The 6,000-nt window shown below is 60.4% G+C and carries 5 protein-coding genes and 1 pseudogene; 2 read left to right on the top strand and 4 right to left on the bottom strand.

Features of this window, described 5'->3' with window-relative positions:
• Positions 1-737: 737 nt before the first annotated feature.
• Positions 738-1,004 (bottom strand): hypothetical protein, encoded by a 267-nt coding sequence (locus tag AC0L3I_RS11730; RefSeq protein ID WP_473487578.1) that lies wholly within the window; start codon positions 1,002-1,004, stop codon positions 738-740.
• 311 nt (positions 1,005-1,315) lie between these two features.
• Here AC0L3I_RS11730 and AC0L3I_RS11725 point away from each other — a divergent pair, with 311 nt between their 5' ends.
• The gene (locus AC0L3I_RS11725) at positions 1,316-1,780 is read left to right on the top strand and encodes a dihydrofolate reductase family protein (protein ID WP_473487577.1); all 465 of its coding nucleotides are present in this window, start codon (positions 1,316-1,318) and stop codon (positions 1,778-1,780) included.
• Between the two features lie 27 nt (positions 1,781-1,807).
• A pseudogene (locus AC0L3I_RS11720) lies at positions 1,808-2,014 on the top strand (SbtR family transcriptional regulator); the annotation flags it as partial.
• Positions 2,015-2,167: 153 nt separating this feature from the next.
• Here the strand turns inward: AC0L3I_RS11720 and groL are convergent.
• From groL to AC0L3I_RS11705, 3 genes are all read right to left on the bottom strand, one after another.
• Entirely contained in the window at positions 2,168-3,811 is a 1,644-nt protein-coding gene (gene groL, locus AC0L3I_RS11715) for a chaperonin GroEL (RefSeq protein WP_473526995.1), read from the bottom strand.
• A gap of 55 nt (positions 3,812-3,866) precedes the next feature.
• Positions 3,867-5,120, bottom strand: a complete 1,254-nt coding sequence (gene hemA / locus AC0L3I_RS11710) for a 5-aminolevulinate synthase (protein ID WP_473526994.1) — start codon at positions 5,118-5,120, stop codon at positions 3,867-3,869.
• A 104-nt stretch (positions 5,121-5,224) separates the two neighbouring features.
• Positions 5,225-5,722: an SCO family protein gene (locus AC0L3I_RS11705; RefSeq protein ID WP_473526993.1), complete on the bottom strand. Its 498-nt coding sequence runs from the start codon at positions 5,720-5,722 to the stop codon at positions 5,225-5,227.
• Positions 5,723-6,000 lie beyond the last annotated feature (278 nt).

Below are 6,000 nucleotides of genomic sequence, written 5' to 3'. Positions count from 1 at the left end.
AAAATAGAACTGACTGCAACTTGATCATGATAACCTCCCTATATTGTTTTTCTTGTGTATCCGGGTAAGTGCAACCGAACATTGCTTCGTCGCTTATGCAAAGCGTAGGGTTGCAGCTTCGATTCCGACAAATCCATCTGTCAGAGCGATTTCTGCTTAGCCTCGTCAACTTTACAATTCCCCAGATGAATGGCAGTTCCAACGTCAACTGTCCTGGAAGCCGTACTGCGGACGAAAAGCAACGCCTGACATCCCGCGACGCTGTACTCGGCGCGAGAGGCCGGTGTTCGAAAGCGACGCCTACTAATCGAAACGCCAGCCTGTCGCCTTGTGCGGACGGCCGATGCGGTTCGCCGAACGCATCATCGGCTCAAGGCTCGGATCGTTGATATTGCCGAAATCGGGCAAGCCATACTGTCGAGCGGCCGCCAATACCCAGGAAAGACCTGCCACTGAGTTCCACGAGAGCCTAGAGGCGGAAGGAGAGCCGAGCTTTCCGACCGGTCCGGGTGGGTGGGCCGAGCAACAGAGTGACGGCGCTAACGCCCAGCGTAGCAGCACCGACGCAACCGCCGACAACCAGGGCAGGTAAACACAGGTCCTGACGGGTAAATTCGCGCGCTTGCCGCGCCGCGATGACATCCTCAACCTCACCTGAATGCGGCTGTCGCCCCATTCGATAACGGAATGCCAGCGGAGCAAGTAACTCCGCGCTGAATTGCGTCCGGTGCGAAATCCTATGCGAACAAGCCGACTGCTCGATCGTAAAAATGGTCGAGAGCGCAGCGCCTGGCGGCAATCCGGGCGGCTTCAAGCAATTCCTCGCGACCCGAGGCGCCGTCCTTGTAGGTTGCGATGACCACGCGCGCGATCATTTCGGCGTCCTCGTCGTCAAGCTCCGCTTCGCCGGACCGCAAAATTTCCCGAACCACACCCCTCAAGAGATCCAGTTCAATGGTTGAAAAAACGCCCATATGGGGCGCGGATGTGCACTCCACCGCCATCTGAATTCCTCCCGCTGTCACGATATCAAACACGCGAGAGATTACAACTAAAGTATTAGACGAGCGCTTCGGAGGTCGTTCGGCACCCGAACACCGCTGCAACCTTGCTATGCCGCATTTGCCCGAAGTGCCGCGAAATGCTTTTCTCACCTTGGGACAAACAGAAATGGTGCCATCTCATTGCCGAAGCGTCCGCAGACAACAATCGACGTTTCAGGCGGTTGTCGGACCCAACACCTTACGGAACCCCGTTGCGCCGCATGACGTGCAGACCTAGCAAATGCGATTAGTCGGCCATCGATGGAGTCCTCATGATGAAGACTGTCGTTAGGGTTGTCTGTGCCATCGGCCAAGCGGGGCAGCTCGGCCTCAAAGGCGGCCTCCCATGGGAAGGCAACCGGTCGCCGGAGTTCGTCGCCGACGTTGCACGATTTTTCGACCTCACCAGAGGGCACGTCTTGCTCGCCGGCCCCAAGACGATCGCGAGCATTCCGGATTTTGCTCGCGCGGATCGGGAACTTGTCGTTGTTCGCTCCAGCATGGATCCCGAGGACACGCTCCAACGCTTTGCCGGCCGTGTCGTTTTCATCGGCGGCGGTCCACCGGTGTGGGACGCCTATGCGCGCTTCGTCAGCCACTGGGATGTCACCCGGCTGCCCTATGACGGGCCGGCGGACCGCTGGTTCGATGCAAGATGGCTTACGGGAGGTGGCGAGGTTGCCAGAAATCACGCGACCAATGAAGGCTCGGCTCGTTTCGATCCGGGGAACATTTAGACCACGTCGCGACCCAAGTTCCAGTCCGCATTTTCTGCGACTTTGCGGCAGCTGATCGAAGCGGCGGTGGCCGATGGCTCGATCCGCAGCGACGTCGACGCCTCCGACGCGCTGGGCGGCATCTATTCAGCGCCCGACACCGAGGACTGGCGCGACCGCTCTCGCCGGCTGGTGTCGCTGCTGATGGACGGGTTGAGGTTTGGGGCTGGCAAGGGCACCAAGGGTAGTGGGTGAAGGCTGGGCCGCCGAAAGCGCGGCGCTAGAACGAAGTCGGCTACGCGCCATGAGCCGACCTTGGATACCGTGATCCTCGACGACTTGTCTCACCTCGATAGCGGACGAGATCATTGTTGATGGCCGCGAGCCCGGATTACGACCGTGAAGCGGTCAAAAATCCAAATCCATATCGTGATGATGATGCTCGTGACCGGGAAGCTCCGGCGGCGGCGGGCCAGGCACTTCGGCCACCATGGCCTCCGTCATGATGAGGAGGCCTGCCACCGAGGCTGCGCCCTGGAGCGCCGTTCGCACCACCTTGGCCGGGTCGATGATGCCCTTTGACATCAGATCACCGTACACGCCCGATTGGGCATCGTAGCCATAGGCGTTGTCGTCGTTTTCGAGGATCCCGGCGATGACGACCGAGCCTTCCAGGCCGGCATTGATCGCGATTTGCCGAGCCGGCCAGGTGATCGCCTTCCTGACGATCGCGATGCCGACCTGCTGGTCCTCGTTGCTGCCCTTGAGCTTCTTGAGCGCCCTGCCGGCGCGCAGCAAGGCGACCCCACCGCCGGGGAGAATGCCCTCTGCAACCGCGGCTCTTGTCGCGTTCATCGCGTCATCGATGCGATCCTTCTTCTCCCTGACCTCGACTTCGGTTGCACCGCCGACCCGGATAACGGCGACGCCACCGGCGAGCCTGGCCAGCCGCTCCTGGAGGTTCTCGCGGTCGAAATCGGAGGTGGTTTCCGCAAGCTCGAGCTTGATCTCGGCGATGCGGGCCTCGATTCTTTCCCGCTTGCCGGCGCCGCCGACGATCGTAGTGTTTGCCTTGTCGATCATCACCTTCTTGGTGCGCCCGAGCATATCGAGGGAAGCATGCTCGAGCTTGATGCCCAAATCCTCCGAGATCACCGTTCCGCCGGTCATCAGCGCGAGATCCTGCAGCATCGCCTTGCGGCGGTTTCCGTAGGCCGGCGTCTTCACGGCTGCAACCTTGAGAGCGCCGCGCAACTTGTTGACCACCAGCGCCGCAATCACCTCACCCTCGACATCTTCGGCGATGATGAGCAGCGGCTTGCCGGCCTGCACCACCTTCTCCAGCAGCGGCAGTATTTCGTTCAGACTGGACAGTTTCTTGTCGCTGATGAGGACATAGGCATCCTGCATCTCGACCCGCATCTTTGCACGATTGGTGATGAAATGGGGCGAGATATAGCCACGGTCGAACTGCATGCCCTCGACGAATTCGAGTTCGGTTTCGAGCGACGTCCCGTCCTCGACAGTGATCACGCCGTCATTGCCGACCCTCTTCATGGCGTCGGCGAGGCAGCGGCCGATCTCCCTGTCGCCGTTGGCCGAGATGGTGCCGACTTGCGCAATCTCGACGTTCGAGGTGACCTTCGTGGCGTTGTTTTTGAGTTCCGCGACGACGGCTTCGACCGCGAGATCGATGCCGCGCTTCAGGTCCATGGGATTCATGCCGGCGGCCACCGCCTTGGCGCCCTCCCGGGCGATCGCATGCGCGAGCACGACGGCGGTGGTCGTGCCGTCGCCGGCCTGATAGGAGGTTTTTGTTGCTATCTCGCGCACCATCTGGGCGCCCATGTTCTCGAACTTGTTGTCGAGTTCGATTTCCCTGGCGACGGTCACGCCGTCCTTCGTGACCCGCGGCGCGCCGTGCTCCCTGCCGATCGCGACGTTGCGCCCCCGCGGGCCAAGCGTGACGCTCACCGCATTCGCCAGGGTGTCAATGCCGCGCAGCATTCTGTCGCGAGCCTCGAACGAAAACATGATCTCCTTGGCAGCCATTTCCTTGATCCTTAAGACCTAATCTACGGGGAACGGCGAAGCTTCATTCGGCCGCTCAGTCGAGATTGTCCCGTGGCAGCCCGAGCCGATTCCAGACATCGAACAAAGCTGCCGCGAGCCGATCAATCATGATGTCCTCGTGACAAGGTGTCGGCGTGATGCGCAGCCGCTCAGTTCCCTTCGCCACGGTCGGATAATTGATCGGCTGGATATAGATGTCGTGCTCGCTCAGCAGCAGGTCGCTCGCCGCTTTGCAATGCGCCGGATCGCCGACTGCCACCGGAACGATATGGGTGTCGCTCAGGATGACCGGCAGCGCAGCGGCACCCAGCGCCGCCTTGACCCGCCGGACGCGGTCCTGCTGGCGCTTGCGCTCCCACTGCGAGGTTTTCAGATGCCGGATCGCCGCTGTGGCCGCGGCGCAGATCGCCGGCGGCAACGCGGTGGTGAAGATGAAACCCGGAGCATAGGAACGAACCGCATCGATCAGCACAGCACTTCCCGTGATATAGCCGCCGAGGCAGCCGAAGGCCTTGGCGAGCGTGCCTTCGATCACATCGATCCGGTTCATGGCGCCATCGCGCGCGGCGATGCCGGCGCCGCGAGGGCCGTACATGCCCACAGCATGGACCTCGTCGAGATAGGTCATTGCGCCGTAACGATCGGCGATTTCGCAAATGCGATTGATTGGCGCGACGTCGCCGCCCATCGAATAGAGACTTTCGAAGACGATGAGTTTTGGCCGATCCGGACCCGCCTTCAACAATTCCTCGAGATGATCGACGTCGTTGTGGCGGAAGATGCTCTTCTCCGTACCGGACTGGCGGATGCCCTCGATCATCGAATTGTGGTTGAGCGCATCGGACAGGATCAGACAACCGGGGATCAGCTTGGCGATGGTCGAGATGCCAGTCTGGTTCGAAACATAGCCGGACGTAAAGACCAGTGCCGCCTCCTTGCCGTGGAGATCGGCAAGCTCGCTCTCGAGCTCTAGGAGCGGATGGCTGGTGCCGGAGATATTGCGCGTCCCGCCGGCCCCCGTTCCCAGGCGGGTAGCAGTCTCCACCATGGCGGCGACCACTTTTGGGTGTTGTCCCATCCCGAGATAGTCGTTGGAGCACCAGATCACGACGTCCTTCGGTCCATGCGGGGAATGCCACACGGCATTGGGAAAGCGTCCGGCGATGCGCTCAAGGTCCGCGAACACACGGTAACGCCGTTCCTCCTGCAGACGCGCGATCGCATCTGCAAAGAAACCGTCATAACTCGTAACGCCAGCCTTTCGGGACTCCCACCGACTATCGGTCATGCTCCCCCCGATTTCTACTCGCCGCGGGTCTAGATCGCCCCATCGCGACGACCTTTGCTGCACCTCGAATTTCGTCCTATCCGAAACCCCATCGAAGGCTTCTTTCACTCACGAGATTGCGCCATGATTTTGCGCAGCGTGTCGGCAATGCGACCAGTTGGCGTGTCGAAGTCCAAGCCTCGCACGAATTTGCCCTGAGTATCCATAATATAGATGTAAGTACTATGGTCGACGACGTAGTCTTCGGCATCCGCTCCAGTTTTGTGGCGTGCGCTGTAGGCGCCATATTCCCGGGCAACCGCGGCGATCTGTTGCGGACTGCCGGTGAGTCCCACGATCCTTGGATCGATCGCCCCGGTGTATTTCCCCATCACCTCAGGCGTGTCGCGTTCAGGATCGACGGTGATGAAGAGCGGTTGCAGTTTTGCGGCGTCAGGGCCGAGTTCCTCAATCGCCGCGGCGATTGAGGACAGCGTCGTCGGACAGATGTCGGGACAAGAAGTGTAGCCGAAGAAAACCAGCAGCCATTTGCCGCGATAAGTCTCATCGGTGACCGTCGTTCCGTCCGGCGCCGTAAGCGTAAATGAGCCGCCGACCGTCACCGGCGTGTCAGTCCGCGCCACCGGTGGGCAGATCCACAGGGCCGCTGCGAATATGATGCAGAAGCGGGATATGGGGGACCGTAGGCCCGGAGCGAGGAGTTCATGCCGTCGGCTCATCAAGTACCTCCGGTACCTCGAGAAAGACGCTCCGAAACCCCGCGATGTTTGCAACTAGCAAACTCGCCTAAACTGCCGAACCTTATCATATTTTTTTGCTGAATGGCTAGACATGGTGCTGGTATGGCCCTATTTTTAAAAGTTGCCCCTCATCCTAATGA

Source organism: Mesorhizobium sp. WSM4840 (assembly GCF_055811755.1).
Note: the sequence above shows the minus strand (reverse complement) of the source record. Positions and strands in the feature narration are given on the sequence as shown.